This window comes from Mesorhizobium sp. RIZ17 (assembly GCF_051127865.1).
Lineage (GTDB): Bacteria > Pseudomonadota > Alphaproteobacteria > Rhizobiales > Rhizobiaceae > Mesorhizobium > Mesorhizobium humile.
In genome coordinates this window covers 4,887,072-4,913,065 of record NZ_CP147861.1, presented here as the reverse complement: position 1 = coordinate 4,913,065, position 25,994 = coordinate 4,887,072, and the positions used below count along the sequence as shown (strand labels likewise).

Annotated in this window: 33 protein-coding genes; 12 read left to right on the top strand and 21 right to left on the bottom strand. The window is 64.9% G+C overall.

Annotated features, from left to right (window positions below):
- Positions 1-46: 46 nt before the first annotated feature.
- The 4 genes from WDX12_RS23740 to WDX12_RS23725 form a co-directional block, all read right to left on the bottom strand.
- Positions 47-1,207 carry a M20 aminoacylase family protein gene (locus WDX12_RS23740; protein WP_434722228.1) on the bottom strand — a complete coding sequence of 387 codons (1,161 nt, stop codon included), beginning with the start codon at positions 1,205-1,207 and terminating at the stop codon, positions 47-49.
- A gap of 177 nt (positions 1,208-1,384) precedes the next feature.
- Positions 1,385-2,581 (bottom strand): diaminopropionate ammonia-lyase, encoded by a 1,197-nt coding sequence (locus tag WDX12_RS23735; protein WP_320298402.1) that lies wholly within the window; start codon positions 2,579-2,581, stop codon positions 1,385-1,387.
- Positions 2,582-2,729: 148 nt separating this feature from the next.
- Positions 2,730-2,873: a hypothetical protein gene (locus tag WDX12_RS23730; protein WP_430699300.1), complete on the bottom strand. Its 144-nt coding sequence runs from the start codon at positions 2,871-2,873 to the stop codon at positions 2,730-2,732.
- Positions 2,870-4,072: a diaminopropionate ammonia-lyase gene (locus WDX12_RS23725; RefSeq protein ID WP_434722227.1), complete on the bottom strand. Its 1,203-nt coding sequence runs from the start codon at positions 4,070-4,072 to the stop codon at positions 2,870-2,872. The genes WDX12_RS23730 and WDX12_RS23725 overlap by 4 nt, the downstream gene beginning before the upstream one ends.
- A gap of 102 nt (positions 4,073-4,174) precedes the next feature.
- On the opposite strand from WDX12_RS23725, the gene WDX12_RS23720 reads away from it, so the two are divergent.
- The gene (locus WDX12_RS23720) at positions 4,175-4,648 is read left to right on the top strand and encodes an Lrp/AsnC family transcriptional regulator (RefSeq protein ID WP_320298404.1); all 474 of its coding nucleotides are present in this window, start codon (positions 4,175-4,177) and stop codon (positions 4,646-4,648) included.
- Positions 4,649-4,729: 81 nt separating this feature from the next.
- On the opposite strand, the gene WDX12_RS23715 is transcribed toward WDX12_RS23720, so the two are convergent.
- Positions 4,730-5,230, bottom strand: a complete 501-nt coding sequence (locus WDX12_RS23715; protein ID WP_434722226.1) for a hypothetical protein — start codon at positions 5,228-5,230, stop codon at positions 4,730-4,732.
- 151 nt (positions 5,231-5,381) lie between these two features.
- Entirely contained in the window at positions 5,382-5,708 is a 327-nt protein-coding gene (locus tag WDX12_RS23710; RefSeq protein ID WP_320298406.1) for a DUF1330 domain-containing protein, read from the bottom strand.
- 173 nt (positions 5,709-5,881) lie between these two features.
- Here WDX12_RS23710 and WDX12_RS23705 point away from each other — a divergent pair, with 173 nt between their 5' ends.
- Positions 5,882-6,574, top strand: coding sequence for a winged helix-turn-helix transcriptional regulator (locus WDX12_RS23705; RefSeq protein ID WP_434722225.1), 693 nt, complete (start codon positions 5,882-5,884; stop codon positions 6,572-6,574).
- Positions 6,575-6,602: 28 nt separating this feature from the next.
- Here WDX12_RS23705 and WDX12_RS23700 read toward each other — a convergent pair whose 3' ends face one another.
- The 7 genes from WDX12_RS23700 to WDX12_RS23670 all read right to left on the bottom strand — a co-directional run bounded on the left by WDX12_RS23700 (position 6,603) and on the right by WDX12_RS23670 (position 12,794).
- Positions 6,603-7,586 carry a branched-chain amino acid ABC transporter permease gene (locus tag WDX12_RS23700; protein WP_434722224.1) on the bottom strand — a complete coding sequence of 328 codons (984 nt, stop codon included), beginning with the start codon at positions 7,584-7,586 and terminating at the stop codon, positions 6,603-6,605.
- A gap of 1 nt (position 7,587) precedes the next feature.
- Entirely contained in the window at positions 7,588-8,475 is an 888-nt protein-coding gene (locus WDX12_RS23695; protein ID WP_320298409.1) for a branched-chain amino acid ABC transporter permease, read from the bottom strand.
- A 7-nt stretch (positions 8,476-8,482) separates the two neighbouring features.
- Entirely contained in the window at positions 8,483-9,187 is a 705-nt protein-coding gene (locus tag WDX12_RS23690) for an ABC transporter ATP-binding protein (protein WP_434722223.1), read from the bottom strand.
- Positions 9,180-9,995 carry an ABC transporter ATP-binding protein gene (locus WDX12_RS23685; RefSeq protein WP_434722222.1) on the bottom strand — a complete coding sequence of 272 codons (816 nt, stop codon included), beginning with the start codon at positions 9,993-9,995 and terminating at the stop codon, positions 9,180-9,182. The genes WDX12_RS23690 and WDX12_RS23685 overlap by 8 nt, the downstream gene beginning before the upstream one ends.
- The gene (locus WDX12_RS23680; protein WP_434722221.1) at positions 9,992-11,200 is read right to left on the bottom strand and encodes an ABC transporter substrate-binding protein; all 1,209 of its coding nucleotides are present in this window, start codon (positions 11,198-11,200) and stop codon (positions 9,992-9,994) included. Before WDX12_RS23680 ends, WDX12_RS23685 begins: the two co-directional genes overlap by 4 nt.
- A gap of 224 nt (positions 11,201-11,424) precedes the next feature.
- Entirely contained in the window at positions 11,425-12,054 is a 630-nt protein-coding gene (locus WDX12_RS23675; RefSeq protein WP_434722220.1) for an NADPH-dependent F420 reductase, read from the bottom strand.
- Positions 12,055-12,086: 32 nt separating this feature from the next.
- Positions 12,087-12,794: an SDR family NAD(P)-dependent oxidoreductase gene (locus WDX12_RS23670; RefSeq protein ID WP_434722219.1), complete on the bottom strand. Its 708-nt coding sequence runs from the start codon at positions 12,792-12,794 to the stop codon at positions 12,087-12,089.
- 354 nt (positions 12,795-13,148) lie between these two features.
- On the opposite strand from WDX12_RS23670, the gene WDX12_RS23665 reads away from it, so the two are divergent.
- Positions 13,149-13,490 (top strand): hypothetical protein, encoded by a 342-nt coding sequence (locus WDX12_RS23665; protein ID WP_434722218.1) that lies wholly within the window; start codon positions 13,149-13,151, stop codon positions 13,488-13,490.
- Positions 13,491-13,655: 165 nt separating this feature from the next.
- Here WDX12_RS23665 and WDX12_RS23660 read toward each other — a convergent pair whose 3' ends face one another.
- Positions 13,656-14,255 (bottom strand): YdeI/OmpD-associated family protein, encoded by a 600-nt coding sequence (locus WDX12_RS23660; RefSeq protein ID WP_320298416.1) that lies wholly within the window; start codon positions 14,253-14,255, stop codon positions 13,656-13,658.
- 176 nt (positions 14,256-14,431) lie between these two features.
- Between WDX12_RS23660 and WDX12_RS23655 the strand changes: the two genes are divergently transcribed.
- Entirely contained in the window at positions 14,432-14,776 is a 345-nt protein-coding gene (locus tag WDX12_RS23655) for a VOC family protein (protein ID WP_434722217.1), read from the top strand.
- Positions 14,777-14,870: 94 nt separating this feature from the next.
- Positions 14,871-15,599 (top strand): SDR family oxidoreductase, encoded by a 729-nt coding sequence (locus WDX12_RS23650; RefSeq protein WP_434722216.1) that lies wholly within the window; start codon positions 14,871-14,873, stop codon positions 15,597-15,599.
- Here the strand turns inward: WDX12_RS23650 and WDX12_RS23645 are convergent.
- Both WDX12_RS23645 and WDX12_RS23640 read right to left on the bottom strand, forming a co-directional pair.
- On the bottom strand, positions 15,550-16,503 hold the full coding sequence (locus WDX12_RS23645; RefSeq protein WP_434722215.1) for a LysR family transcriptional regulator: 954 nt from the start codon (positions 16,501-16,503) through the stop codon (positions 15,550-15,552). The genes WDX12_RS23650 and WDX12_RS23645 overlap by 50 nt on opposite strands.
- Positions 16,504-16,516: 13 nt before the next feature.
- Positions 16,517-17,419 carry a S1C family serine protease gene (locus WDX12_RS23640; RefSeq protein ID WP_320298420.1) on the bottom strand — a complete coding sequence of 301 codons (903 nt, stop codon included), beginning with the start codon at positions 17,417-17,419 and terminating at the stop codon, positions 16,517-16,519.
- A gap of 205 nt (positions 17,420-17,624) precedes the next feature.
- Between WDX12_RS23640 and yghU the strand changes: the two genes are divergently transcribed.
- Positions 17,625-18,494 carry a glutathione-dependent disulfide-bond oxidoreductase gene (gene yghU, locus WDX12_RS23635; RefSeq protein ID WP_320298421.1) on the top strand — a complete coding sequence of 290 codons (870 nt, stop codon included), beginning with the start codon at positions 17,625-17,627 and terminating at the stop codon, positions 18,492-18,494.
- A gap of 200 nt (positions 18,495-18,694) precedes the next feature.
- Here the strand turns inward: yghU and WDX12_RS23630 are convergent, their stop codons facing one another.
- A complete protein-coding gene (locus WDX12_RS23630) occupies positions 18,695-19,243 on the bottom strand; it encodes a YbhB/YbcL family Raf kinase inhibitor-like protein (protein WP_434722214.1) in 549 nt (182 codons plus the stop codon).
- A gap of 290 nt (positions 19,244-19,533) precedes the next feature.
- Positions 19,534-20,703 (bottom strand): PLP-dependent aminotransferase family protein, encoded by a 1,170-nt coding sequence (locus tag WDX12_RS23625; RefSeq protein ID WP_320298449.1) that lies wholly within the window; start codon positions 20,701-20,703, stop codon positions 19,534-19,536.
- A gap of 295 nt (positions 20,704-20,998) precedes the next feature.
- Here WDX12_RS23625 and WDX12_RS23620 point away from each other — a divergent pair, with 295 nt between their 5' ends.
- From WDX12_RS23620 to WDX12_RS23595, 6 genes are all read left to right on the top strand, one after another.
- The gene (locus tag WDX12_RS23620) at positions 20,999-21,274 is read left to right on the top strand and encodes a hypothetical protein (protein ID WP_320298423.1); all 276 of its coding nucleotides are present in this window, start codon (positions 20,999-21,001) and stop codon (positions 21,272-21,274) included.
- A gap of 95 nt (positions 21,275-21,369) precedes the next feature.
- Positions 21,370-21,621 (top strand): hypothetical protein, encoded by a 252-nt coding sequence (locus WDX12_RS23615; RefSeq protein WP_434722213.1) that lies wholly within the window; start codon positions 21,370-21,372, stop codon positions 21,619-21,621.
- A gap of 159 nt (positions 21,622-21,780) precedes the next feature.
- A complete protein-coding gene (locus tag WDX12_RS23610; RefSeq protein WP_320298425.1) occupies positions 21,781-22,095 on the top strand; it encodes a GYD domain-containing protein in 315 nt (104 codons plus the stop codon).
- A gap of 23 nt (positions 22,096-22,118) precedes the next feature.
- Positions 22,119-22,415, top strand: a complete 297-nt coding sequence (locus WDX12_RS23605; RefSeq protein ID WP_320298426.1) for a putative quinol monooxygenase — start codon at positions 22,119-22,121, stop codon at positions 22,413-22,415.
- Positions 22,416-22,575: 160 nt separating this feature from the next.
- Positions 22,576-23,580, top strand: a complete 1,005-nt coding sequence (locus tag WDX12_RS23600; RefSeq protein ID WP_434722212.1) for a lipase family protein — start codon at positions 22,576-22,578, stop codon at positions 23,578-23,580.
- The gene (locus tag WDX12_RS23595; RefSeq protein ID WP_434722211.1) at positions 23,547-23,798 is read left to right on the top strand and encodes a lipase family protein; all 252 of its coding nucleotides are present in this window, start codon (positions 23,547-23,549) and stop codon (positions 23,796-23,798) included. Before WDX12_RS23600 ends, WDX12_RS23595 begins: the two co-directional genes overlap by 34 nt.
- 123 nt (positions 23,799-23,921) lie before the next feature.
- Here the strand turns inward: WDX12_RS23595 and WDX12_RS23590 are convergent, their stop codons facing one another.
- From WDX12_RS23590 to WDX12_RS23580, 3 genes are all read right to left on the bottom strand, one after another.
- Positions 23,922-24,077, bottom strand: coding sequence for a DUF1127 domain-containing protein (locus WDX12_RS23590; protein WP_320298428.1), 156 nt, complete (start codon positions 24,075-24,077; stop codon positions 23,922-23,924).
- A 266-nt stretch (positions 24,078-24,343) separates the two neighbouring features.
- The gene (locus tag WDX12_RS23585; RefSeq protein ID WP_434722210.1) at positions 24,344-25,657 is read right to left on the bottom strand and encodes a mechanosensitive ion channel family protein; all 1,314 of its coding nucleotides are present in this window, start codon (positions 25,655-25,657) and stop codon (positions 24,344-24,346) included.
- Between the two features lie 83 nt (positions 25,658-25,740).
- On the bottom strand, positions 25,741-25,917 hold the full coding sequence (locus WDX12_RS23580; protein WP_320298430.1) for a DUF2934 domain-containing protein: 177 nt from the start codon (positions 25,915-25,917) through the stop codon (positions 25,741-25,743).
- Positions 25,918-25,994 lie beyond the last annotated feature (77 nt).

The window sequence follows — 25,994 nt, the reverse complement described above, 5'->3', positions numbered from 1 at the left end:
AGCCGTCACGGAATGGATCCTCGGGTCAAGCCCGAGAATGACGACATCACGAGGCCACCGCCAGCCTTCGCCTCACCACCGCCGCGTGATACCGCGCGCCGTGCAGCAGGCCTTCGTCGTTGAAATCATAGGCCGGGTTGTGCAGCGGCGCGGTGCCGCCGTTGCCCATGAAGACGAAGCAACCGGGCACGTGGGTCAGGAAGCGGGCGAAATCCTCCGAAGCGGTCATGGGCTCAGCCGCGACGCGAACGGCGTCGTCGGCCAGCACAGTGCGCGCGGCGGCAAGCGCTTCATCGACAAGGCCTGCATCATTGATCAACGGCACGAACTCGCGGGTGTAAGTGACTTCGGCCGCGACGTTATAGGCCTGGGCGGTGCCCTCGGCGATGCGGCGCATCTCCTTTTCGATCGCGGCGCTCACCTCGGGCCGGAAACTGCGGCAATCGCCCAGGATACGCGCCAGCCCCGGCAGCGCATTACGGATCCCGTCGGTGACGAGCTCGGTCACCGAGACGACGCCGATATCCGCCGGGCTCAGGCGGCGCGAGACGATGGTCTGCAGGTTGACCACCAGCGCGCAGGCGGCGACCAGCGTTTCCTGGCCGGCATGCGGGCGCGCCGCGTGGCCGCCGAGGCCTTTCAGCAGGATCTCGAAATTGTCCTCGGCCGACATGACCGGGCCGCTGCGGGTCTCGAAATGGCCGATGGGCAGGCCCGGCATGTTATGCAGTCCAAATATCTCCTCGAATGGAAAGCGCTCGAGCAGGCCGTCGTCCAGCATGGCCAGCGCGCCCCTGCCCCATTCCTCGGCCGGCTGGAAGATGAAGCGCACCGTGCCGTCGAAGCCGCCTTCACTCGCAAGCAGCTTTGCCGCGCCGAGCAGCATCGATGTGTGGCCGTCATGGCCGCAGGCATGCATGGTTCCGGGCGTTTGCGAGCGCCAGGCCTGCGTGCCCTGCTCGGCGATGCGCAGCGCATCCATGTCGGCGCGCAGCGCGATGGCGCGGTTGCCGCTGCCCCGGGTCAGCGTGCCGACGACGCCGGTGCCCCCGACGCCTTCGGTCACCTCCAGCCCGAACGCGCGGAGTTTTTCCGCCACGAACGCCGCCGTGCGCTTTTCCTCGAAGCCGAACTCGGGATGGGCGTGGAGATCGCGCCGCCACGCCGTCATCTCGCGGTGAAGCTCTTGCTGGTCGAGTTCAGCCATCGTCGTCCTCACGTTCCTTTTCTCGACGCAATTCCGGACGGGCGCTACGGCGAAGGGCGAAGCCTTACCCGCTAAATGCTTCTTCCTGGAACTGCTCTTTTCTTGACGCAATTCCGGACGGAAGGCTACGGCGAAGGCGCCGAGCTTAACCCGTACGCACTTTTCCTGGAATTGCTCTCAGGCAGTCTGCAGGAACACCTCTTCCGGCGCCATCCCAACCAGCTCGGCAAAGCGGCCATGGTCGGTCGCGCCCTCCGAGTTGATGACGAGCACGCGCGAACGCGTATCGAGGCCGAGCGCCGCCCGCATATGGCTATCGCCCGCGGCGCGGACCAGTCCGGCGAGTCCTGCCCCGCCGCTCTCGCCGGAGATGATGGCCGGATCGTTGCCCAGGGGCCGCGCCAGCCGCTTCATCACCGCGATCGCGTCCTCCTCTTCCACCGTCATGAAGGCATCGCCGACGCGCGCCAGCACGCGCCAGGCGACCAAGGACGGCTCGGCGCATTCGAGCATCGTCATGACGGTCGGCTGCTGATTTGCGATCGCTGCCGGACGTCCGGCCTCAGCCGAAGCGTAGACGCAAGCCGAGCGCCGCGGCTCGACCACCACGGCCTTCGGCCGCCTGGAGCCAAGCATGACAGCCATATGGCCGGCGATCGCCGCCGCGAAGCCGCCGACGCCAGCCTGCAGGAAGACATGCGTTGGTGGCTCGGCCATGCGCCGCAACGTCTCGCGCACGATCACCGTGTAGCCCTGCATGACCAGTCCGGGGACGCGCTCATAGCCCAGCCAGGAGGTGTTGGAGACGATCTTCCAGCCGCGCTCGGCGCCGAGGCGGGCGACTTCGCGCACCGCATGGTCATAGCCGCCTTCGACCTCGACAATCTCGGCGCCGAAGCGGGCGATGGCCGCGACACGCTCGGGGCTTACACCGGCATGGACGAAGATCACCGAGCGAGCGCCGACGAGGCTGGCGCCCTGCGCCACGGAGCGGCCATGGTTGCCGTCGGTGGCGCAGACGAAGATCATGCTCGACGCAATCTCGCGCACTCTGGCGTCGTTTATCTCGCTGATATCCACATCGCGCCCGAGCCATTTGCCGGCCTCCTCCAGCACCAGCCGCATGACGGCATAGGCGCCGCCCAGCGCCTTGAAGCTGCCAAGGCCAAGACGTTGGCCCTCATCCTTGACGTGAAGCGCCGCGATGCCGAGTTGATCGGCCAGCGCCGGCAAGGCGTGCAGCGGCGTCTCGGCATGATCGTGGCGCGCCTTGAGATAATGCTCGGCCCGCTCGCCGCCAGCCATGCCGAGCGCCTCTGCATCGGCGGCAACCAACGGCTGGTTGTGTTCTGGACGTTGGTTGAGAAGCAGCATGCTAGTCTTCCTGCTAGGCACTGAATTCTGTTGGCGGGCGCGATTCCGGCGCGATTCCGCGCGCTTCAATTGGCTAAGTGATTGAAGTTTGTTTCGATTGGATGTCGCCGAATGTTCGCTTCGCGAGGAGTCGATCCCGCCAGCACGACTATTTTTGGTGGCAATTGGCCCGGCGGCACCGTGCCGTCGACGCCCAAAAGCGGACCAGCCGCCCCTGAGCGTCGCGGCCGACTCCGCCGAGCTCCTCGATGCGGCCTAGAAGCCGGTCGGCGTTGATCGTCAGATTGCTCATGCCGGCAGCCTTGCGTTTGCGACCTCGTCCGGCGCCATCCCGACCAGCTCGGCATAGCGGCCGGGATCGGTCGCGCCTTCGGAGTTGATGATGAGCACGCGGGAGCTGGAGTCGAGGCCGAGCGCTGTCCGGATCTTCTTGTCTCCGGCGGCGCGGATCAGCCCGGCTAGCCCTGCCCCGCCGCTTTCGCCGGAGACGATCGCCGGGTCGTTGCCCGCAGGCCGCGCCAGCCGGTTCATCACCGAAACCGCATCTTCCTCGTCAACGGTCATGAAGGCATCGCCGAGGCGCGACAGCACCCGCCAGGCGACCAGCGACGGCTCGTAGCATTCGAGCATCGCCATCACCGTCGGCTTGCTGTGCGCGATGGTGACCGGACGTCCGGCCTTGGCCGTCTCATAGACGCAGGCAGCGCGAGCCGGCTCGACCACTGTCACGGTCGGCCGATCCTCGCCAAGCACGATGGCGAGATGCCCGGCCACCGCCGCGGCGAAGCCGCCGACGCCGGCCTGCAGGAAGACGTGGGTGGGCGGCTCGGGCAGACGCTTCAATGCTTCGCGCACGATCACCGTGTAGCCCTGCATGACCAGCCCCGGTATGCGCTCGTAGCCCGGCCAGGATGTGTCGGAGACGACGGTCCAGCCGCGCTCGGCAGCGACGCGGGCGGCTTCCCGGACCGACTGGTCGTAATCGCCGGCGACCCGCACCATCTCGGCGCCGAAGCGGGCGATGGCCGCCACGCGTTCATTGCTGACGCCCGAATGGACGAAGATGACCGAACGCGCGCCGACAAGACCGGCGCCCTGCGCCACGGAGCGTCCATGATTGCCGTCGGTAGCGCAGGCGAAGGTCATACCGGCGGCGATCGCCTTCACCTCAGGCTTGTGCAGGTCTTCGACCGCGACCGCGCGGCCGCGCCGCCCGCCGGCCTCCTCCAGCACCAGATGCATCACGGCATAGGCGCCGCCCAGCGCCTTGAAGCTGCCGAGGCCGAGCCGCTTGCCCTCGTCCTTGAGGTGGAGCGCGCCGATGCCGAGTTCGCCCGCCAGCGCCGGCAGGGCATGCAGCGGCGTCTCGGCATGGTTGTCGCGCGCGGCCAGGAAGCGCTCGGCCTCGTCGGCGCCGGCGAGTCCAAGCGTCGCGGCATCCTCGGGCGTCAGCGGCTGGCGATGGTCCGGGTGGCGGTTGAGCAGGAACATGGCTTTCTCCGTTCTGATCACTGAAATTTATTGCAAGCAGAGAGAGAAGAGCGCTCTGTTTTGGTGCTTGAAATGCAATTTTGTTTCGTCTGGAACGCTGCCATGTCCGTTTCGCCCGATCTCGACGCCTTCGACCGCGCCATCCTCGCCATCCTGCAAAAGGACAACGCCACGCCGCAGCGCGCCATCGGCGAGGTGGTGAACCTCTCGGCGCCGGCCGTGCAGCGGCGCATCAAGCGCATGGAGGAGACCGGCGTCATTCGCGCCAATGTCGCGCTGGTCGATCCGGCCAAGGTCGGCCATCCGATCACCATCTTCGTCGAGGTGGAGGTGGAGAGCGAGCGCGCCGAGCTGATCGACGCCGCCAAGCGCGGCTTCGCGCAAGTGCCGGAAGTGCAGCAGTGCTACTACGTCACCGGCGAGGCCGATTTCATCCTCGTCGTCACCGTGGCGACGATGGCCGATTACGAGGCGCTGACAAGGCGGCTGTTCTTCGAGAACAACAATGTGAAACGGTTCCGGACGTTCGTGGCGATGGACCGGGTGAAGGTAGGGCTGGAAGTGCCGGTGGAGTGAGATAGGCCCGCGTTGGAGCTGCCGATCTCCCCCGAGTGAGGGAGATCGGCTGTCGTCTTGGCTTTCGCCAATCTCCAACGTCTACTGGGTCGGCGACGCCGCGTGTTCGCACGACACTTTCGGGTTCATGTCGGCGAAGGTGCCGGTCGGGTTGCCTTTCCAGGCCCAGACATGCAGTTCGTAGAACTCGCCCAGACCGTAGCGGTTGGGCGCGCTGTTGAAGTTGAACAGCTGGCCGTCAAGCGACGCCGGACCCTTCGAGGTGATGTATTCGACCGCGACGAGCTTCAGCGTGCCGTCGGCCGTCGGCTCGTACATGACCGCTTCCGGACGGGCGATATCGATCTTGTCGTCCTTCAGATACTGGCCGTTGACATAGTGGATGCCCATGGCGCCGCCGGTGATACCGCTGGCGCAAGGAATACGCGCATAGCCCTCGGCCGTAGCGGCCTTGACGTCGAGAAACCGGCTGTTGGCCGCTCGCACCTTGTCGGCCAGCGAGCTGACGCCGGACACGGAGGCAGCCGCGTCCTGATGCGCCTGCGCGAAGGCCGTACAGGCCGTCAGCACGGCCGCTGCCATGAGAAGTCTGTTCCAAAAGTGTGGTGTCATGTTCATTCCATTCTTCCCGAAAAAGCCCGGCTGGCCGGCCGCCGGAAATAGGGCGGCGCGACGGGCAAGCGCCGTGGCTGTTTGTGCTCGATGGTCCCGGAGTGGATGCGGCGGCTGCCGATCATCCCTTGGGCAGGTATGAAATCGTGCCGGCCAGGTCGGTGTTGTCGATCAGCTGGAAGCGGCTGTCGCTGCCACCCTGGCGGGCCGACACGAAGGGGGCGTAGGCGGGATCATTGGTGAAGGCGTGCGCCGCCGCTTCCGACGGGAAGGCCATCAGCGCGATCAGCGTCGTGTCGAGCGGCTTGCCCTCGAGCGTCTTCACATTGCCGCTGCGCGCCAGATATCTGCCGCCGTGCTTGTGAACGAGCTCGTGCACGGTGGCGGCGTAGTCCGGTATCCATTTCGGGTCCTTCACCTTGATGTCGGCGATAAGATAAGCGGTCATGGTCAGTCTCCTGGTTGCTGCGCACAGGGGTATCCCGTGCGTCGGCCAACGGCTCGCACGGCAGGGCCCGCGCCAACCAGTCCGCGATCTGTACCGGGCCGGTACAGTTTCTGTACTCGCCGCTTCATTCATGAAGGTCTAATGTTCGGTCAACTTTTGGGGAGGCGCCGATCATGGCCCAGCACGGTTACAAGCAGTTCTGCCCGCTATCGATGGCCGCCGAGGTGCTGTGCACCCGCTGGACGATGGTGCTGATGCGCGAGCTGGTTGCGGGCTCGACCCGCTTCAACGACCTGCGCCGCGGCGTGCCGAAAATGTCGCCGACCCTTCTGTCGCAACGGCTGAAGGAGCTCGAGCTGGCGGGGATCGTGGAACGCAAAGAAGTGCCCGGCGAGAAAGGCATCTTCGACTATCGGCTGACCGAGGCGGGCCGCGATTTGCGCCCAGTGGTCGAGGCGATGGGCTTTTGGGGACAGAAATGGGTCGAGTCCCGGCTATCGCTGAAGAACCTCGATCCGTCGTTGCTGATGTGGGACATGCGGCGCAATCTGAACCCCTCGCCCCTGCCCGAGGGAAGAACCGTGATACAATTTCTGTATCAGGATCTTCCGGCGTCGAAACGCTCGTGGTGGCTGATCGTCGAGAAGCATGGCGAAGTCGATCTGTGCTGGTACGATCCGGGCTTCGAGGTCGATCTCTACGTCTCGACCGACCTCCACACGATGACCGCGATCTGGATGGGACTGCTGACCGTCGAGAAGGCAGGCGCGAAGGTCGCCCTGACCGGCGACAAGGCCATCGGCAGGAAGATGCAGACCTGGCTCGGGCTCAGCCCGTTCGCTGTCGAACCCAAGCGGGCGGCCTAATTCCAGGCGCCAGTTGATAGCTCACAGATCAATGCTTGTCGCCGCCGGCTTCGGCGCGCCCCAACCACCGCGCATAAATCTCCCCGACGATCCCGCGCCGGAAGATCAGCACGCAGATCATGAAAATCAGGCCTGTCGCGATCGTCACGGGAAAGCCGGAGGTGGCAAGCGTATTCTCCAGGCCGACCACCAGTCCCGCGCCCACCGCCGGGCCGACCATGGTGCCGATGCCGCCAAGCAGCGTCATCAGGATCACCTCGCCCGACATCTGCCAGGTGACGTCGGTGAGCGTGGCGAACTGGAAGACGATTGCCTTGGTGGCACCGGCAAAGCCGGCAAGCGCGGCCGACATGACGAAGGCGGCGAGCTTATAGCGGCCGACGGAATAGCCGAGCGAAATGGCGCGGTTCTCGTTTTCTCTTATTGAGCGCAGGATCGTGCCGAAGGGGGAGTTCACGATGCGCCAGATGGCGAAGACGCCGACGAGGAAGACGGCGAGCACGAAGAAATACATGTTCATGGTGACGCCGAGGTCGACCAGTCCGAAGAGCGTTCCGCGCGCAACGCCCTGGATGCCGTCCTCGCCTTCGGTGAAGGGCGCCTGGACACAGAAGAAATAAAACATCTGAGCCAGCGCCAGCGTGATCATCGAGAAATAGATGCCCTGCCGTCGGATGGCGAGGAAACCCATGACAAGGCCCATGGCCGCGGCCCCCGCGGTGCCGAGCAGGATGGCGGCCTCCGGCGGCCAGCCCCAGGCTTTCACGGCGTAGGCGCAGAAATAGGCCGCGCCGCCGAAGAAGGCGGCATGGCCAAAGGACAGCAGGCCGGTGTAGCCGAGCAAGAGGTTGAAGGCGCAGGCGAACAGTGCGAAGCACAGCATCTTCATGATGAAGATCGGATAGACGAAGAAGGGCGCGACGATCAGCGCCACGATGCCCAGCGCGATCAGCGCCCGTTCCAGCCTGAGGGAGGCAGCGGCGCGGTCCTGGTGCAGGGTCGCCTCGCTCATCTCAGGCATCCCTTCCGAACAGGCCGGCGGGCCTGAGCAGCAATACGATCACCATGATGACGAAGACGACGAGGTTCGACGCTTCGGGATAGAAAACCTTGGTCAGCCCCTCGGCGAGGCCGAGCATATAGCCTGTGACGATGGCGCCGAGGATCGATCCCATGCCGCCAACCACGACGACAGCGAAGACGACAATGATCAGGTCCGAGCCCATCAGCGGACTGACCTGGTAGACCGGAGCGGCAAGAATGCCGGCGAGCCCGGCAAGAGCCGCGCCCAGCCCGTAGGTGAGCGTCAAGAGCAGTGGCACGTTGACGCCGAAGGCCTGAACCAGTTCAGGGTTCTCGGTGGCGGCGCGCAGGTATGAGCCGAGCCTGGTCTTCTCGATCAAAAGCCAGGTGCCGATGCACACGATCAGCGAAGCGACCACCACCCAGCCGCGATAATTGGGCAGGAACATGAAGCCGAGATTGGTGCCGCCGGCAAGCAACGAAGGCACGGCATAGGGATTGCCGGAGACGCCGTAATAATAGCGGAACACGCCTTCGATCACCAAGGCGAGGCCGAAGGTGAAGAGCAGGCCGTAAAGCGGGTCGAGGCGGTAGAGCCGCGACAGCGCCACGCGCTCCACCGCCATGCCGAACAGGCCGACGATAAGCGGCACCAGGATCAGCGCCGGCCAGTAGCCGATACCGAGATGCACTAGCAGCAGATAGCCGATGAAGGCGCCCAGCATGTAGAGCGCGCCATGGGCGAAATTGATGATGCGCAGGAGGCCGAAGATGACGGCCAGCCCAAGGCTTAGCATGGCGTAGAAGGAGCCGTTGATGAGGCCGACGAGGAGCTGGCCGAGAAGCGCCTGGATGGGGATGCCGAAGATCATGGTCATCGCGCGATCATACCCCCAGCACCTCGTGCAATTTCTCGGTGTGTGCCGCAAGCTCGCCCACCGGGAAACCTTCCACCACCTTGCCGTGGTCCATCAAATAGAAGCGGTCGGCGATGCGGGCGGCGAAGCGGAAATTCTGCTCGACCAGCAGGATGGTCATGCCGCGCTTCTTCAGCGTCGCCAACAATTCCCCGATGCGCTGCACGATGACCGGCGCCAGGCCCTCGGTCGGCTCGTCGAGTAAAAGCATCTCGACGCCGGTCCTCAAGATGCGGGCGATGGCCAGCATCTGCTGCTCGCCGCCGGACAGTTTTGTCCCCTGGCTGTTGCGGCGCTCCTTCAGATTGGGGAAGAGCTCGAAGATCTCCTCGACGCTCATGCCGCCCTTGGCGACCACCGGCGGCAGGATCAGGTTCTCGTCGACGGTGAGGGTCGCGAAGATGCCGCGCTCCTCCGGCACGAAGCCGATGCCCTGATGCGCGACGCGGTGCAGCGGCAGGCGGATCAGGTCCTTGCCGTTGAAGGTAACGGAGCCGGTACGCTTGCGGATCAGCCCCATGATGGCGCGCAGCGTCGTCGTCTTGCCGACGCCGTTGCGGCCAAGCAGCGTGACCGTCTCGCCGCGCATGACATCGAAATCGACGCCGTGCAGCGCATGGCCTTCGCCGTACCAGGCGTGGAGGTCGCGCACGGCCAGCAGCGGCTCAGTCATGCTCGGTCCCCCCATGCTCGGTGCCCATGTAGGCGACCCTCACGCGCTCGTCCTGGCTGACGGTGGCGTAGTCGCCGGCGGCGAGCACCTGGCCGCGCTGCATGACGGTGATCCAGTCGCAGAGATCGGCGACCACCGTGAGGTTGTGCTCGACCATCAGCACGGCGCGGTCTTTTGCCAGCGAGCGGATGATGCCGGAGATCATGCCGACATCCTCATGCCCCATGCCTGCCATCGGCTCGTCGAGCAGAAGCACTTTTGGATCGAGCGCCAGCGTGGTCGCGATCTCCAGCACACGCTTCCTGCCATAGGAGAGATCGCCGGCAAGTCGGTTCGCCGCATCGTCGAGGCCGACGATGCGGAGCAGCTCGCGCGCCCTGGGGGTCAACCGATCCAGCGCCGAGACCGGGCGCCAGAACTGGTAGCCGAGCCCGGCCGGGCGCTGCAGCGCGACGCGCACGTTGTCGAGCACGGAAAGATGCGGGAAGATCGCCGATATCTGGAAGGAGCGCACCAGGCCCATGCGCGCCACTTTCGCCGGCGGCGTGCGGGTGATGTCGGTGCCGAGCAGTTCGATCCTGCCGCTGGTCGGCTGCAGGAATTTGGTCAACAGGTTGAAGATGGTCGTCTTGCCGGCGCCGTTCGGGCCGATCAGCGCATGGATCTTGGCGTGATGAATGTCGAGGTCGACATCCTTCACTGCGACGAAGCCGGCGAAGTCGCGCCTCAAACCGCGGGCGGAAAGCACCACCCGCGGCGTCTCATCGGCGCTGTCCGGCCGGACAGCGGTGGCGGTGTCGAGCGTCACTTGGTGACGAGCGGGCAGCCGCTGTCTTCGGCCTTCATGAAGGCCTTGTCGCCCGGAATGGTCGCCAGATAGGTGTAGTAGTCCCAGTCCTTCTTCGACTCTTCCGGCTTCTTGACCTGATAGAGATACATGTCGTGCACCATCGAGCCGTCGGCCTGCACCTTGCCATTGGCGGTGAAGACGTCGTTGACCGGCATTTCATGCAACTCCTTGGCGACCGCCTCGGTCTCGTCGGTGCCGGCCTTGTCGATGGCCTTGAGATACTGCGTCACCGCCGAATAGGTGCCGGCCTGGATCATGTTCGGCATGCGGTTGGTGCGCTTGAAGAAGCGCTGGGCGAATTCGCGGCTCTTGTCGTCACGGTCCCAGTAGAAGCCTTCGGTCAGCACCACGCCCTGCGCCGCCTGGAGGCCCAGCCCATGCACTTCGGCGAGCGTGAAGAGAAGTGCTGCCAGCCGCTGGCCGCCCGCGACGATGCCGAATTCGGCCGCCTGCTTGATCGAATTGGACGTGTCGAGGCCGGCATTGGCAAGCCCGACGATCTTGGCACCGGAGGACTGCGCCTGGAGCAGGAAGGAGGAATAGTCGGTGGAGCCGAGCGGATAGCGCACCTCGCCCAGCACCTTGCCGCCGCTTGCCTCGACGAGCTTGGCGGTCTGGTCCTTCAGCGAATAGCCGAAAGCATAGTCGACGGTGATGAAATACCAGCTGTCGCCGCCCTGCTTGACCAGTTCGCCGCCGGTGCCGACGGCCTGCGAGTGCGTGTCATAGGCCCAGTGGAAGCCGTAGGGCGAGCACTGCTTGCCGGTGAGGTCGGTGGAGGCCGCGCCGGTGACGATGTCGATCTTCTTCTTTTCCTTGGAAATGCCCTGGACGGCCAAGGCCACGGAGGACGTCGTGAGCTCCATGATCGCGTCGACCTGCTCGGTGTCATACCACTGGCGGGCGATGTTGGAGGCGATATCGGCCTTGTTCTGGTGGTCGGCGCTGACGATCTCGATCGGCGCGCCCTGCACCTTGCCGCCGAAATCCTCGACCGCCATCTTGGCGGCTTCGACCGACCATTTGCCGCCGAAATCGGCATAGACGCCCGACTGGTCGTTGAGGATGCCGATCTTGACCTTGCCGTCGGAGATTTCGCCGGCCGCCGCCGGCATTGCAGATGCCGCAAGCAGCGCGGCCGAGACGAGATAGGATGCTTTCACTGGTGGTTCCTCCCATATGGCAACCACGGAAACGCGGCTGCCTCGTGATGGTTCAACAGTTCCGTCCGGTATCCGTGGAAAATCCGGGCTCGCGCCCCGCTCGCTCTCCTCTGCCGATCACGCCGCAGCCCTGGCCGCGCGAAACCTAGCATCACATTTCACGGGCCTGGAATGCTATTTTCGTAGCATGGCGCAGGTCACGGCAGCGTGATCTTCCGGCAGCCTCAACCGAGGCCAAGCGCCGCCGCCACCTCTCGGCCGCTCATGTTGCTGTCGAAGACCTTGGTGCCGGGATCGAAGCGCTTGGCTTCAGACAGCGGACCGACGACGACCGGGTCGAAGCCGGCGTCTGTCACCAGACGCTCCGCGAGCGCCAGCGCTTCGGCATCGTCGCCGGCAAGCGGGATGCCGATGCGGTCACCGGCGCGATGCGCCTGGTTGCCCAGCGTCGTCCACATCACCGTCGAGAAGGCGCGCACCAGTTTTGCGCGTGGCAGCAGCGGCGCGACGGCAAAGGCGACGCCATCAGGCCGCGCGAGCGCGGCATCGCCGAAGGCGCCATCGCGCGGCGGATCGGGAACCGTGGCGTCGAGCAGGACCTTGTCGCCGAGCTCGCCCCCGATTTCGCCGGCAATGTCCGGCCAGGCGCGGAACGGGATGGCGGCGAGGACAGCATCCGCATCACGAACGGCTTCGAGCGCAGAGGCGGCGGTGGCCTTGCCGCCAAGCCCGGCAATCAGCGAGGCCAGCCGCGCGGGATGACGCACGCCGAAGGTCACGTCATGTCCGGCTTGCGCCCAAAGGCGACCGACGGTGCCGCCGATCATGCCTGCGCCAAGGATTCCGATCTTCATGTTCGCCTCCTTCGAATTCGTTGAGCGGCCGCTCACCACGGCAGCCGCTTGCCATCGCGGAAAAAGCCGCCGGTCGGGCCGTCGTCGGGCAAGGTCGCGGCCCAGACGATGCCGGCGGCTCCCTGTGCGACCGGGCGTCCGCCGGGGCCGCCCATGTCGGTGGCAACCCAGCCGGGGCAGATTGAGTTGACCAGCACGCCGGCGCCACGCAGCTCCGCGGCCAGGATGCGGGTCAGCGCGTTCAGTGTCGCCTTGCTGGTGGAATAGGCCGGCGCGCCGGCGCCCATCGAGGCAAGCGAGCCGCCCTCCGATGAGACGTTGACCAGGCGGCCGCGACCAGAAGCGGCAAGCAGCGGCGCGAAGGCGGCCGCGACGCGCCAGGCGCCGAAGACATTGGTCTCGAAGGCCTCGCGGATCACCGTCCAGTCGGGCCTGAGCGCGCGCGCCGAAGGGTCGTAATGGATCGCGGCATTGTTGACCAAAATGTCGAGCCGACCGAATCGGCGTTCGACCTCGGCCGCGGCGCGGGCCGCAGCCTCGGGCGCGGCGACATCCAGCGCGATGGCCTCGACCTTGCCGCCAAGCCGCTTCGCCGCCACCTCGCCCTTGGCAAGGTCGCGCACGCCGATCAGCACGGTGAATCCGAGTTCCGCAAGCTGACGCGCCGTTTCCAGGCCGATGCCACGGTTGCCGCCGGTGACAAACGCCACCTTGCCGGAATGATTTGTGTGGCTGGTCATTGCTCTTGCTCCTTCGGTTCTTTGTATCGCCTGCAAGATCGCATCGATTGCGCTGTTTGATTAGAGTGAAGGGTCTGCAATCATTATGCGGCATGGCTCATGAGTGACGACCCTGAACGAGCTGGAAACGCGCTCGCCGCGGCAGAGGTGTAACCGCGCTGCCCTTCGCCGGTCGCCACGCGGCCACCCGCGCCCATTCTAGGAGCGAGGGCCTCGCCAGACACGATCCAGAAACAAGATTCAACAGTCGGGAAAAACTCGCGAAAAGTCGGGCTGTCATAAGCGGTACCGGAGCAGCCGATGATTTGCGGCGCGCGACACGAAGACATCGTTCTCAACCAAGGAATGCCGATTATGAAAAAGACCATTCTTTCCGCACTCGGCCTTGCCGTCGCGCTCGCTTTCGCGGTGCCGGCGCTCGGCACCACCGAAGCCAACGCCGCCGCGACGACCGCAGCGACAGCGACTGCTCCGGCCGCGACCACCGAAGCCGCGAAGCCGGCAGCGACCGAGGCCGCCAAGCCGGCCAGCAATGGCCCGCACAAGAAGCATCACCGCAAGCATCACCGTCATCATGCCCGCAAGCATCATCACGTGAAGAAGCACGCGAAGCATCATGCCAAGAAGCATCACGTGAAGAAGCACCACGTGCGCAAGCACCATGTGAAGAAGCATGTTGCGAAGAAGGCCGCATAAGGCCTGACGCTTTCGAACTTCATGACCGGATGATCCGGAACCGCTTTGCAAAGGGTTCAGGATCATCGCTTCCCGAAAACGCCGCCCTCCCTTCCGGGCGGCGTTTTTGTTTGCGGTGTCAATGAGGCATGATCTTTTCCGAAAACCGGCAACCACTTTTCGGGATCATGCCTTCTTCTGCGGGTGGATCGTCTCGCCGCGCTTCAGCATCGCCACCAGATCGGCGATCTTCTTCTTGCGCCCAGCCTCGGTCTTCATGTTGTGGGTGCGGAAGGCGAGCGAGAAGCGGTTCTGCGCCGAAAGTTTTTCCAGCATCGCTTTTGCCTTCGGTTCGGCATCGATCGCGGCCTGCAGGTCGGGCGGGATCGTCATCTGCCTCGACCCGCCATAGGCGCGGTCCCAGCGACCGTCGGCCTTGGCCGCCTCGACCTCGCGCAGGCCGTGCTCGGTCATGCGGCCCGCCTCGACCAGGCGCGCGACATTGTCGATGTTGATCTTGCTCCAGATGCTTTTCCTGCCGCGCGGCGTATAGCGCTGCAGGAAACTCTTGTCGTCGAGCGACTTGCGCACCGCGTCGATCCAGCCGAAGCAGAGCACGACGTCGATCGCCTCCTTCGGTGTGATCGAGGCGAGACCGGAACCAACCTTGTGAACCTTGATCCAGACCTCGCTTTCGCCGGCATGGTTGTCGGAGAGCCACGCATAGAAGCTTTCGGCATCGGGGAACTCGCGCACTTTTGCTGGATCGACTTTGATGGGGGCCATCGTCACCTCGTTTTGCTTCCAGACAGTCTGGACGATTCCTCGCGTTTTGTAGCCGCCACTGTTGCCAGCTCCTGTCAGCAGACGGCTAAAAGTGACCGATAAGTACTGTCCGGCCGGAACGCGCCGGCTCAGCGCCGCGTTCCTGCCTCATCGCAGTCGAACGGAGGATGAGTTCGATGGGTATCGAAACAATCTTCGCCCATGTCAGTTGTTCAAATCTCGAAGCCAGCACGCGATGGTACGAGAAGCTGTTCGGCAAGGCCCCTGCCCGCCGGCCAATGGCAGGGCTGGTTGAATGGCAGTTCACCGACAGCGCGGAAGTGCAGCTCTTCGAAGACAAGGACAGAGCCGGCACCAGCACGCTGACCATTGGCGTCCTGCCGCTGGAGCCCGAACGCAAGCGGCTGGCCGATGCAGGCCTCAAGCCCGGCCCAGTCGAGGATGCGAAGGATTTCTACATCATGCGCATGCGCGATCCGGACGACAACCTCGTCGTCTTCGCCAGCGCCAGGCGGAACTGAGGGTGTCATCGGAGTCCCCGATAGGCCTATCGGTTTCTTCCGTTTCCGCTTGGAGCTTCCGGCTGCCACATGACCGTCCATGCAAAGGAAAGGCATGGACATGGACAAGCAAAAGATCCTGATCGTCGGCGGCAGCTCGGGCATGGGGCTGGCGCTCGCCAGGCGCTGTCTCGATGAGGGCGCCGGCGTCATCATCGGCGGGCGTGGCGAGGCGAAGCTGAACGCGGCGCGGGAAGAGCTCAGCCGACCTGCCACGCTCGAAACGGCGGTGGTCGATATCAGCCGCGAGGATGAGGTTGCGGCGTTGTTTCAGCGTATCGGGTCACTCGATCATATCGTCAGCACAGCCGCCGCAATCGAAGGCGCGTACCGCCTGTTGCCCGAGATCGAGCTTTCAGCCGCGCAGCGGGTCGTGGAAAGCAAGTTCTATGGGCCGCTGCTGCTTGCCAAGCACGGCGCGCCGAAGCTGCCGCCGACCGGCTCGCTCACCTTCGTCTCCGGTATCGCGGCCTATCGGCCGGCGGCGCGCGGTTCGGTGGTCGCGGGCGTCAACGCGGCGCTGGAAGGGCTGGTGCGGGCACTGGCCGTGGAGCTCGCGCCGATCCGCGTCAACGCCGTCTCGCCAGGCTGGGTCGACACGCCGATCTGGGAGTTCGTCGCCGGCGACAGGAAGGCTGAGACCCTGTCCGCCATGGCGGAGCGGTTGCCCGCGGGGCGGGTCGGAAGGCCCGACGACATTGCCGACGCGATCCGTTTCCTGATTGGCAACGGCTTTACGACGGGGGAGACGCTGCATGTCGAGGGCGGGCACCGGCTGGTGTGACCGGGGCGAAGCCCTCCCCTATGGCGGTGAGCAGCGCCTTCAGCGCCGGCGGCTGGACGCGGCGGCGGCGCCAGATCATCACGATGTCAGCCGAGCGGACAGGGCCGGGCCAGGCAAGCTCGGCGACCTCGCCGCGGTCGATCGCGGCGGCGACCGCAAGACGCGGCACCAGGGCAAAGCCTGCGCCGCCCGCCACAAGCCCGGCTATGGCGTCGATGCTGCCGGCTTCGGCGGCGAGGCTGGGCTTGCGGGGACCTGCCTCGGCAAATGCCCTGTCGACCATGGCGCGGTAGACGCAGCCTGTCTCGGTGGCGACGAAATGCTTTTCGGCCAGCGCCGCCAGATCGACGTCCGCCCGGTTGTCGCCGGGCGGCGCGATCAGCGCAAGCGGCTCGACCGCCACCACGCGCCTGGCCAGGCGCCGGTCCGGCGCGCTGGCGTCTTCAAGCTCGGGCGGTCGCTCGAAGCAGAAGGCGACGTCGACCTCGCCGTCGCCCAGCCGGCGCAGCAACTCGCCGCTGCCGGCCACCTTAAGGTTGATGTCGATGCCGGCATGCGCGGCGCGGAAACCGGCGAGCCAGCCGGCAAGTCTTGCCGAGGCGATCGTTTCCAGCGCGCCGATCGACAGGCTGCCGGCCGCCTCGGCCCTCGTGGCATCGATGGCGGCGCGAGCGTCGTCGGCGAGCGCCAGCAAGTCCTCGGCATAGGGTTTCAGCGCCTCGCCCACCGGCGTCAGAGCGAGCCCCTGCCGCGAGCGGGTGAACAGGCTGGCGCCAAGCTCTGTCTCCAGCGCCTGGATCTGGTCGCTGACGCTCGACTGGGCGAGATTGACCTCCCGCGCCGCGCGCGTGACGTTGCGCGTTCGCGCGACCGCCAGAAAAGTCTTCAGCAGCCTGGGATGCATCGGCGCTTCAGGGCTACTGCAGCTGCGGCTTCTTCAGGAAGGAATTGCGGTCGGCCGATTTGACGCGCAGCCAGGTCTCGCGGCCGTCGCGCACGACGCGCAGCGGAATTTCCGCGCCGGCCGGGTTCTGCCAGAGTTTTCTGTAGAAATCGGCCAGACCGTCGACCTCGCCATCGCGCACGTCGGAGATGATGTCGCCCTGGCGCAGCCCCGCCTTCGCCGCTGGACCGCCTTCGGCCACGCTCATCACCACCACCATGCCGTTCGACTCGGCCGAGAAGGCGCCGAGCCACGGACGCGGCGCCTTGGCCGCCTGGCCGCGTTTGATGAGATCGTCGAGGATCGGCGTCAGAAGATCGATGGGAACGACCATGTTGATGTCGGCCACCTCGCCGGCGCGGCTCATCTGCAGACGCAGCGAGCCGATGCCGAGCAGCTTGCCGTCGCGATCGAACAGCGCGGCCCCGCCCCAGGACGGATGCGCGGGCGTGATGAAGATCGCCTCGTCGATCAGATATTCCCAATAGCCGGCGAATTCCTGCTTGGTGACGATGTGGGCGTCGACCTGCTGGCCGATGCCGTCGGCGAGCGTCACCGCATCGCCGACATTGGCCTTTCTGGCGTTACCGAACTGCACAGCCGGGAGGTTGAGCGGCGACAGCGCCTGCACAAGGCCGAAGCCGGTTTCCTGGTCGTAGGCAAGCGCGTGCGCCGCCACCACGCGGCCGTCCTGGTCGGTCAGCCACACTTCCTCGGCCTCGGTGATGAGATAGCCGATGGTGAGCACCAGGCCATTGTCGCGGATCACCACGCCGCTGCCTTCGCGGCGCGTGCCGAGCGCATTGGCGGTGAAAGCGTCGTCCGGAACCATGGCGCGCACGGCAACGACGGAGCGCGAAATTTTCTCGATCGTCATCGATCCATCCTGGATTGCGGGTCTCTATCTATAAGTATGGCCGAAGGAGCGCGACGCAAGGGCGGATTTCCCCCTTTCGGGAACTGGCACAAGCGCTAGTTCAACGAAGATTGAACTTTTTTCTTTGACCCGCGCGGAACCGCCCCTAAGTCTATCGGCATCCGTGGCAGACTTCCCGCCACTTGCGCAACACAAGGCCGCCAATATGGACCAATACATCCCGCCGAAAGTCTGGACCTGGAACAAGCCGAGTGGCGGCACGTTCGCCTCGATCAACCGGCCGATTGCGGGCCCGACGCATGAGAAGGAACTGCCGGTCGGCAAGCACCCCCTGCAGCTCTACTCGCTGGCCACGCCCAATGGCCAGAAGGTTACGATCATGCTGGAGGAGCTTCTGGCGCTCGGCCACAAGGGCGCGGAATATGACGCCTGGCTGATCAAGATCGGAGACGGCGACCAGTTCGGTAGCGGCTTCGTCAAGGTCAACCCGAACTCGAAGATCCCGGCGCTGATGGACCGCAGCGAGCCGAAGCCGGTGCGGGTGTTCGAGTCCGGCTCGATCCTCACCTATCTCGCGGAAAAGTTCGGCGAATTCCTGCCTACCGAGCGCGCGGCGCGCGCGGAAACCTTCTCGTGGCTGTTCTGGCAGATGGGCTCGGCGCCCTATCTCGGCGGCGGCTTCGGGCATTTCTATGCCTATGCGCCGGAAAAGATCGAATACGCCATCGACCGCTTTGCGATGGAGACCAAGCGGCAGATGGACGTGCTCGACCGGCGGCTGGCCGAAAGCGAATATCTCGCCGGCCCCGACTACACGATCGCCGACATGGCGGTGTGGCCATGGTATGGCGGGCTCGCCAAGGGCCGCAGCTACAACGACGCCCATCAGTTCCTCTCGGTGCATGAATACAAGAACGTGCAGCGCTGGGCCGACGCGATCGACGCAAGGCCGGCGGTAAGCCGCGGCCGCATGGTCAACCGCATGTCCGGCGATCCGGCCTTCCAGCTGCGCGAGCGTCACGACGCCAGCGACTTTGAGACGAAGACACAGGACAAGCTGGAGGCGGCGGAGTAGCCCCGCCGACGCTCGTCATCCTCGGGCTTGACCCGAGGATCCATGCCGTGACGTGCGCCGAAGGGCGCAACGGAGCAGAATTCTTAACCGTTTCAACGCCTTAGCGTCACGGCATGGATCCTAGGGTCTGCGCGCGTCGCTGCGCTCCTTGCTTCGCCCTAGGATGACGAAGGCGAAGGTCGCCCGGAGATCAACTGTAGCTATCTCCCGTAAGTATATGTCACGCTCGCCTCGCCCAACGCCTGGCTCTTGGCCGCGACCGACACCATCTCCGGCGACGGATTTTCCGGCGTGCGCAGCGTCTTTTCGCCCAGCGCATACAGCGTGAAGACATAGTGATGCTGGCCGCTGCCGGGTGGCGGGCATGGGCCGAAATAGCCGGCGCGGCCGACGCCGCCCTTGCCCGACACCGCCCCCTTGGGCATGCGCTTGCCGTCCTGCGCGCCGGCGCCCTCTTTCAGACCCTTGGCGCTCGCAGGGATGTTCCAGGCAAGCCAGTGCCAGAAACCCTTGCCGCCATTGGCGTCGGTGTCGAACATGGTGAGCGCGTAACTCCTGGTGCCGGCGGGCGGGTCCTTCCAGGCAAGCGCGATCGAGACGCTTTGTCCGCCGCAGCCAGCCTTGTCGCCGAGATATTTCGCATCCCATTTGCCGTCCGAAACGGACGGGCTGGAGATCTCGAAGGCCGCCGCATGGCCCGCGAAGGCGACAAGGGCAAGCATGGTGAAGCCGAGACGCAAGGTCGTCATCTGTGATCCTCCCTGGACAACATTAGCGTAGCGGAAAAGCGGCCCGAAAAAGGGCAAGTCGGCGCAGCGGCTCCCAGGAACAACGAAAAAGCCCCGCCGGTGGAGGCCGTCGGGGCTCTTTCGTTCGGACCATGGAGGTGGGACCCCAGGGTCGGGTCGATCCAGGGGGTGTTGGATCGGTCGCGACACTAGCCGAGGAATCGGCCGCGCGGACAATCACGGCTGCACACTACCAATCACGCCTGCGCGAGCTAGAGGTGACAGCAGGCTGCTGATCTTCCTCGAGGAGATCAGCCCCGCAGCAGCTTCGCCAGTCTCGGCACGCCTTCGTTCACAGCGCGGTCGTCGGCAAGCGTGAACGACATGCGCAGCGTGTCGCGGCCGGTGCCGTCGGCGAAGAAGGCGTTGCCCGGCACGAAGGCAACGCGCGCCTCCTTGACCGAACGCGCCAAGAGCTCGGTGGCGTCAGCGCCTTCCGGCAGCGTCAGCCAGACGAACATGCCGCCGTCGGGCCGACTCCAGGAAATGCCGTCGGGCATGTTGGCCTCCAGCGCGGAAAGCAGCGCGTCGCGGCGCTTGCGGTAGGCGCCGATCAGCTTGTCCACCTGGGCATCGAAGATGGTCTCGGCGACGCGATGCATGACCATCTGGTTGATCGACGGGCTGTGCAGGTCGGACGCCTGCTTCATCAGCACCAGCTTTTCCACCACATGATGCGGCGCGCAGACCCAGCCAACGCGCATGCCGGGCGACAGGATCTTCGAGAACGAGCCGCAATAGAGCGTGCGCGCCTTGTCGATGCCGCCGGAGCGGGCGCAGTCGAGTGCCAGGATCGGCGGCACGCCTTCGCCGTCATAGCGCAGCGCGCGGTAGGCGGCGTCCTCGATGACGGCGATGTCGAGCTCGCCGGCGAGATCGAGCACCGCCTCGCGCTGCTTGGCGTCAAGCGTGTTGCCGGTCGGATTGGCAAAATCGGGCACCAGATAGGCGAACTTCACCTTGCCGCCATTGGCGGCGGCGGCCGCACGATAAGCCTCCGGTGTCATGTTGCCGCCAGCGGTGTTCAGCCGGTCATAGCGCGGCTCATAGGCGTTGAAGGCCTGCAACGCGCCGAGATAGGTCGGCCAGGTGACCAAGGCCGTGTCGCCAGGAGACAAGAACAGCTTGCCGAGATAGTCGAGCGCCTGCTGCGAGCCGGAGGTGATGAAGATGTTGCCCTCGTCGCATTGAACGCCGAGCTTGCCCATATGGGCGGCCAGCCATTTGCGCAGCGGCAGGAAACCTTCACTGACCTGGTACTGCAGCGCGGCCCCCGCCTCCTTGCCGCCGAGCACCGCCTGGTAGGCATCGCCAATGGCTTCGGCCGGAAACAGCGACGGGTCGGGAATGCCGCCAGCGAAGGAGATGATGTCCGGCTGGTCGAGCAGCTTCAACAGCTCGCGGATTTCGGAGGCCTTCATGCGCGAGGAGCGCGAGGCCAGAAGGTTCAACAGGGTCAAGGCGCGCCTCCCGAGCGGCAAATCAGCATTTAGGTCAACTTTACTGACCTATTATCAGGTTTTTTGGCCGAGTTGAATAGCCCAGCCGCGAAAACGCGCACAGGCCAACCTGGTTCCGGCCGGACCGACACCATCGGTCATCCCGCTCACCGAAACGTGACCTTGGATAAGTACTAGGATCCTCTAATTTATTTGCCGTCGGTGCTACTGATGAAGGCGCCCTGCTGTGGGGCTACAACGATGGGAGAACAAGGCCATGAAAACGAAGGCGGCATTTCTAAGCCTGCTGGCGGCGTCGGTCATCGCCGGCACGGCATTCGCCGGCATCCTTGACGAGCCAAAGATGATGGCTCCCTTCTTCACTGACAAGACGATGAAGACCATGAAGTCGGATGCCGACATGAAGAAGGTCTGGGCCAAGATGTCGAAGAAGCACCAGGCGTCGATGATGAAGGAATGCCAGGACGCGGCGATGAGCAAGCCGCATGCCGAATTCTGCGCCAAGCTGAACGCGCTGGCCGGCCACGCCTGAAATGGTTTCCAACCGTGGGTGGCGGACCGGGAGCGGACCGCCACCCCTGCCAGCCAGTCGATTCAAACATTTTAGCGATTGCGAATAGAAACCCGTTGCGCGAAAGCGCGAGCGGATGCAACCTCGGCGTTGCGCTGCCCAACGAGCCCTTCCCCAACCTCAACGACCGCGCCAGCATCAAGAAGATCATCCGCGAGATGATCATCGGCTCCTACCTCATGCTGGCGCTGCGTCGTGGCCGCCGCGCTGGTGGTCGGCGCGCTGTGGTGGTGGCTGGGGTAGCGCCAGCTGCTCTCGACGGCCGACAGGCCCCGGCACGACGCATGGCGGGATTGTCGTTACATTAGAAAAAGCGCATATTATTGGAGGCCGAAGCCATGCTCCGGCTGGACCGCCGTGGCCATGTTCTCCCGGCGGTCCACGGACCAGGTCAAATGTCACAGAAAAACCGGCAAGTCCGCGCTGCGCAAGCGGCCGGGCGGTCGTGATATCTGGAGGAGGATCCCATGAAGGTTACCATACTGGCGACATACGAACCCCATGCCGCCAAAGGGCTGATGCAAGGATCGAATCGGGAGGCCGCAATCAAGGCGCTCTTTGAAAGCGTGGGCGGCAAGATGAGTAGCCTGATGTTCACGCGCGGCATCTACGACGTCATCGTCAATGGCGAGGTACCGGACCAGATTGCCGGGATGGGCATGACGCTTGCGGTGCGGGCAAGCGGTTCGGTGAGCGACCTCGTCGTCCTGGAAGAACTCGACATGAAGGCCGTGATCGCGGCCGCCAACAAGGCCGCCGGCGCCTACAAGCCGGCCGGCTGACCTCAAACCGATCGGAGGACCCCATGACCGCCTACAACGTAGTCCGCTTTCGCACCAAGCCAGGCAAGGAAAAGGCCTTCGTCGATGCGCACGAGAAGGTCTCGCTGAACGCCAAGGGCTTTCGCAAAGGTGCCCTTATCAAAACCGGCGAGCGCACATTCTGCATGGTCGGCGAATGGAAAGACATGGACAGCCTCGCCGCGGCGCGCCCGATGATGATCGGCGTCCTCGACACCTTCCGCGACATGCTCGAGGACCTCGGCGGCGATCTCGGCGTGACGGATCCAGTGTCGGGGACAGTCGTCGCGGAAATAGGCTGACGCAACCCATCGGCGAAGGCCGGGCCGTCTGCAGCGCCCAGCCTTCGCCATCGGACATGTCGACGGACCGGCCGTGCCCGTGTGGCTGTCACCTTCCTTCGCTGGTAGAAAGCAGGCTGCGCCATGTCACAGTCGGTCCAGCGAGGCGAAGTCCCCAGCAATGGCACAGAGCTTGCAACCGAAGAAAAAACGTGGGCTGCTGGCGTCGCTTGCGCGGTCGGCCGCGGTGTTTGTTGCGGCGGCCTGCGTCCTCGTCGCAGGACTCTGGTACCTGGCCAGGCCGGCGGCGCCCGATGCTTTCTACGCCAACCGCCGCGACCCCATTCCGCCACCGGGAACCCTGATGGCGAGCGAGCCCTTCACGCGTGACGTGCCGGCGGGAGCGCAGGCCTGGCGCGTGCTTTATGCGACCACGCGCGACGACGATACGCCGGCCGTTGCAAGCGGAGTTGTTGTGGCCTCGACGGGTTCGGGTGCGGCAAGCAGACCCGTGGTCGCGTGGGCGCATGGCACGACCGGCATGGACCCCGGCTGCGCGCCATCGGTGTTGAAACATCCATTCGACAACGTGCCGGCGCTCAAGGCCCTGCTCAGGCAGGGCTGGGTCTATGTCGCGACAGACTATGTCGGCCTCGGCACCTCCGGCGACCATGCCTATCTGATCGGCGAGGACGCTGCGCGGGCCGTGCTCGACTCAGCGCGCGCCGCGCGCCAGCTGCCTGGTTTGCACGCCGACGGCAAGGTCACAGTTTGGGGGCACTCGCAGGGCGGCAATAGCGCGCTGTGGGCCGGCATGCGCGCGGGGGGTTATGCGCCCGACATCAGCGTTGCCGGAGTCGCGGCGTTTGCGCCGGCAACCGACCTGCGCGCCCTGTTCGAAGCCGTGCAGGGCACAATGTTCGGCAAGATCGTGTCTGCGTATCTCGCCGAGGCCTACGCCAAGGCCTACCCCGACGTCCGGCTCAGCGATTATCTCGGTCCCGCGTCGATGATCCTCGCCCGTGACATGGCGGGGCGATGCGTCGGCGGCCGGGCGACCCTTTTTCGATCGTCGAGACGATGCTGCTGCCGGGCGGCATCTTCAAACGGGATCCGGCCTCCGGCCCGTTCGGCGCAAGACTGGATGAGAACATGCCCAGCGCCCCGATCGATGTCCCGGTCCTGATCGCGCAGGGCGTCGAAGACGATCTCGTCCCCGCCCGCGTCCAGCAGGCCTATGTCGCCCAGCGATGCTCAGCGGGACAGAAGATCGACTATCGGCAATTCGATGGCCGCGGCCATCTTTCGCTGGTGGCCGACGGCTCGCCGCTCGAGGCCGGGTTGATAGCGTGGACCGAGGACAGGTTCGACGGCGCGCCTGCGACGCCGAACTGCGCCCAATAGGACATCACCACCTGGTTCGTTCACGGAACGGCGAACCGCACTATCTCCTTGTTTTTACGCAATTCCGGAAGGCTACGGCGAAGTCGCCGAGCCCGACCGCTGACACTTTTCCTGCAATTGCTCTTAAAAAGGCAGGCGGATTTCGTCGGGCTCGGCCCCGCCCGGCCAGCCAATGTCCTTTTGGACTTCCGGCGGCAGTTCGTTGAGCTCGCGCGTCGTGCGACGGCGCTTGCTGGCCTGCGCGAAGGCCGCGCGGATTCGGTTGAGACTTTTGAACATGGAAACCCCCATAGATCAGCGGCGGAAAACCGGTGCCGCCTCTTCCCGGTGCCGCTTTTGCGATGCGTCTGTAACCAGTCGATTGCGCGCGAACGGTGAAATGCTTCACGAAGCCGGAGCGGCTTGAAACATATGCATGCAAACTAATTTATGGGATCGGACATGCAGCCCGCGCGCAGGACGCGAGCCTGCATGGCCTGCAATGTCAGACGCTTGGGCCTATCGCCTGATGCGTTGAGTCACGTCCCCTGAAGGGAGCCGCGCTTTCAACGCGCCGCCCAACTGCCTTTCAGCCCGGTCGGCTCGGCTTCCCTTACGATGACCTCGCGGTGCGGATAGGGGATGCCGATGCCGTTCTTCTTGAACGTGTCCCACAGCGCCAGCAGCACCTTGCCGCGCACATTGGTCAGGCCCTGCTGCGGATCGTGGATCCAGAAGCGCAGGACGAAGTTGAGCGAGGAGTCGCCGAAGCCCGTCAGCCAGCAAACCGGCCGTCGATCCGCTTCGACCCGGCCGACGCTGATCGCGGCCTCGATCGCCAGTTCGCTGACCTTGTGCGGGTCGGCGTCGTAGGAGACGCCAAAGTTCACGTCGAGCCGCACGAGGTTGTCGCTGAACGACCAGTTGATGACCCGTTGGGTGATGAAGTCTTCGTTCGGGATGAGATATTCGCGGCCGTCGCGCGTGACCACCGACACGAAGCGCGCCCGCAATTCCCGTATCCAGCCGAACGTGCCTTCGAGCGAGATGGTGTCTCCCGGCTTGATCGACTTGTCGAGCAGGATGATGATGCCGGAGACGAAATTCGAAACGACCTTCTGCAGCCCGAAGGCAAGGCCGACGCCGATCGCGCCGGAGAAAACCGTCAGCGCCGTCAGGTCGACGCCGACGGCGGAAAGGGCGACGGCGCCGGCAACCAGGACCAGGCCGATCTTTGCCACCTTGCCGACGAGGACGCGGATTGAGGGTGTCAGCTCCTCGGAGATGCGGACGCGCTCATCGACGTAATTGCCGATGACCACCGCAAGCCAGACCGTGGCGACCAGGAGCAGCACCGCCTTGAGCAGCAGCAGGGCGGAAAGATGGATCGCGCCCATGGGAATTGCGAGGCTGTCGAGCAAGGTCGCGGTCTCGTCGCTGACGCCCAGGATGACAAGCGCGGCGTAGAGCCAGATCAGCCAGCCGAGAAGGCGGGCGACGAGGCGGTTGCGAACGATGCGCGACAGCACCGACGCGAGAAGCCAGGCAAGCGACAGCGAAAGCACGACATGGAGGAGGTAGAGATGGCTTGGCCACACGAAAACGCGCATGAGGTTGAGCGCGGCAAGCAGGAAGAGCGTGAAGAGGATCCAGTCGGTGCGTCGTAGCAGCGCGATCACGAGCCTTAGCAGTCCGGGGTGACCCTTGATCTGGCGTGCCCGGTCCTCAAGCAGCAACTCGACGCGCCGCCCGGCGAACCTGGCCGCGAGGAACAGCGTGAAGATGATGACGAGTTGGTAGAGCAGCCACAGCGAGGTGGCGTAGTTGAACCATCCGCTGGACCAGACCAGCGCTCGACGGATGGCATCGCGAACGTCCATTGCCTCACGACCATCATGGGCGGGCTAGCGAACCGGCTTTTGCCGACCCTTTTCAGGGCCACGCATTCATGGCGCTCCGGCGACTATGCACCGGCCCGGCGGGCACGTTTGCCCGACATATCCTTTCCCTGATCCTCTTCGTCAATCTCGGCCATCGCCTGTTCCCAAAAACGCAGATCTGCACCCTCGGGCTTTCCCTCTTTTTCCCAAAGCTCATAGGCGCGTTGGCGGATACGGTCTTCCCTGCTCTGCTCAGCCATGGAAACCTCCCGATCTCTGTTTCAGCTGAAGGAACGCCGGCGCCGGCGAAACGATCCATGCGAAGGCCTGTCGGCGG

Bases quoted from the DNA above. Each gene is read 5' to 3' on its own strand.
- WDX12_RS23740 (WP_434722228.1), bottom strand. From the start codon at position 1,207: ATGGCTGAACTCGACCAGCAAGAGCTTCACCGCGAGATGACGGCGTGG.
- WDX12_RS23735 (WP_320298402.1), bottom strand. From the start codon at position 2,581: ATGCTGCTTCTCAACCAACGTCCAGAACACAACCAGCCGTTGGTTGCC.
- WDX12_RS23730 (WP_430699300.1), bottom strand. From the start codon at position 2,873: ATGAGCAATCTGACGATCAACGCCGACCGGCTTCTAGGCCGCATCGAG.
- WDX12_RS23725 (WP_434722227.1), bottom strand. From the start codon at position 4,072: ATGTTCCTGCTCAACCGCCACCCGGACCATCGCCAGCCGCTGACGCCC.
- WDX12_RS23720 (WP_320298404.1), top strand. From the start codon at position 4,175: ATGTCCGTTTCGCCCGATCTCGACGCCTTCGACCGCGCCATCCTCGCC.
- WDX12_RS23715 (WP_434722226.1), bottom strand. From the start codon at position 5,230: ATGGCAGCGGCCGTGCTGACGGCCTGTACGGCCTTCGCGCAGGCGCAT.
- WDX12_RS23710 (WP_320298406.1), bottom strand. From the start codon at position 5,708: ATGACCGCTTATCTTATCGCCGACATCAAGGTGAAGGACCCGAAATGG.
- WDX12_RS23705 (WP_434722225.1), top strand. From the start codon at position 5,882: ATGGCCCAGCACGGTTACAAGCAGTTCTGCCCGCTATCGATGGCCGCC.
- WDX12_RS23700 (WP_434722224.1), bottom strand. From the start codon at position 7,586: ATGAGCGAGGCGACCCTGCACCAGGACCGCGCCGCTGCCTCCCTCAGG.
- WDX12_RS23695 (WP_320298409.1), bottom strand. From the start codon at position 8,475: ATGACCATGATCTTCGGCATCCCCATCCAGGCGCTTCTCGGCCAGCTC.
- WDX12_RS23690 (WP_434722223.1), bottom strand. From the start codon at position 9,187: ATGACTGAGCCGCTGCTGGCCGTGCGCGACCTCCACGCCTGGTACGGC.
- WDX12_RS23675 (WP_434722220.1), bottom strand. From the start codon at position 12,054: ATGAAGATCGGAATCCTTGGCGCAGGCATGATCGGCGGCACCGTCGGT.
- WDX12_RS23670 (WP_434722219.1), bottom strand. From the start codon at position 12,794: ATGACCAGCCACACAAATCATTCCGGCAAGGTGGCGTTTGTCACCGGC.
- WDX12_RS23665 (WP_434722218.1), top strand. From the start codon at position 13,149: ATGAAAAAGACCATTCTTTCCGCACTCGGCCTTGCCGTCGCGCTCGCT.
- WDX12_RS23660 (WP_320298416.1), bottom strand. From the start codon at position 14,255: ATGGCCCCCATCAAAGTCGATCCAGCAAAAGTGCGCGAGTTCCCCGAT.
- WDX12_RS23655 (WP_434722217.1), top strand. From the start codon at position 14,432: ATGGGTATCGAAACAATCTTCGCCCATGTCAGTTGTTCAAATCTCGAA.
- WDX12_RS23650 (WP_434722216.1), top strand. From the start codon at position 14,871: ATGGACATGGACAAGCAAAAGATCCTGATCGTCGGCGGCAGCTCGGGC.
- WDX12_RS23645 (WP_434722215.1), bottom strand. From the start codon at position 16,503: ATGCATCCCAGGCTGCTGAAGACTTTTCTGGCGGTCGCGCGAACGCGC.
- WDX12_RS23640 (WP_320298420.1), bottom strand. From the start codon at position 17,419: ATGACGATCGAGAAAATTTCGCGCTCCGTCGTTGCCGTGCGCGCCATG.
- yghU (WP_320298421.1), top strand. From the start codon at position 17,625: ATGGACCAATACATCCCGCCGAAAGTCTGGACCTGGAACAAGCCGAGT.
- WDX12_RS23630 (WP_434722214.1), bottom strand. From the start codon at position 19,243: ATGACGACCTTGCGTCTCGGCTTCACCATGCTTGCCCTTGTCGCCTTC.
- WDX12_RS23625 (WP_320298449.1), bottom strand. From the start codon at position 20,703: ATGAAGGCCTCCGAAATCCGCGAGCTGTTGAAGCTGCTCGACCAGCCG.
- WDX12_RS23620 (WP_320298423.1), top strand. From the start codon at position 20,999: ATGAAAACGAAGGCGGCATTTCTAAGCCTGCTGGCGGCGTCGGTCATC.
- WDX12_RS23610 (WP_320298425.1), top strand. From the start codon at position 21,781: ATGAAGGTTACCATACTGGCGACATACGAACCCCATGCCGCCAAAGGG.
- WDX12_RS23605 (WP_320298426.1), top strand. From the start codon at position 22,119: ATGACCGCCTACAACGTAGTCCGCTTTCGCACCAAGCCAGGCAAGGAA.
- WDX12_RS23600 (WP_434722212.1), top strand. From the start codon at position 22,576: ATGGCACAGAGCTTGCAACCGAAGAAAAAACGTGGGCTGCTGGCGTCG.
- WDX12_RS23595 (WP_434722211.1), top strand. From the start codon at position 23,547: ATGCCCAGCGCCCCGATCGATGTCCCGGTCCTGATCGCGCAGGGCGTC.
- WDX12_RS23590 (WP_320298428.1), bottom strand. From the start codon at position 24,077: ATGTTCAAAAGTCTCAACCGAATCCGCGCGGCCTTCGCGCAGGCCAGC.
- WDX12_RS23585 (WP_434722210.1), bottom strand. From the start codon at position 25,657: ATGGACGTTCGCGATGCCATCCGTCGAGCGCTGGTCTGGTCCAGCGGA.
- WDX12_RS23580 (WP_320298430.1), bottom strand. From the start codon at position 25,917: ATGGCTGAGCAGAGCAGGGAAGACCGTATCCGCCAACGCGCCTATGAG.